Below are 276 nucleotides of genomic sequence, written 5' to 3' on the forward strand. Positions count from 1 at the left end.
CACGCCGCGCGCCTTCGCTCCGCTCCACCGAGGCCTACGCCGATGTCCGTGTTCCGTCCCTTCTCGCTGCTGCCGCCGGCGCTGTTGCGCCAGCGCTGGTGGCCCAACGTCTATGACCTGATCGCCTTCGCTTTGCTGATCGCCAGCGCCGTGGCGCTGGCGCACGCGGCGATGGAAACCCGCGCGCCGCTGGCGGCGCTGCACGCCGATCCGATCTCGCTCGATCCCGCACGCCTGCCCGACTACGCCCTGCGCACTACCTTGCGCATGTTCGCG

At 71.0% G+C, this 276-nt stretch carries 1 protein-coding gene; it reads left to right on the plus strand.

Translation table 11 applies throughout. The features are described from left to right. Positions 1–42 precede the first annotated feature (42 nt). On the plus strand, positions 43–276 hold a 234-nt coding region (locus HKX41_11360; GenBank protein NNC24729.1), incomplete at its 3' end, for a sulfonate ABC transporter permease.

The organism is Salifodinibacter halophilus, from assembly GCA_012999515.1.
Lineage (GTDB): Bacteria > Pseudomonadota > Gammaproteobacteria > Nevskiales > Salinisphaeraceae > Salifodinibacter > Salifodinibacter halophilus.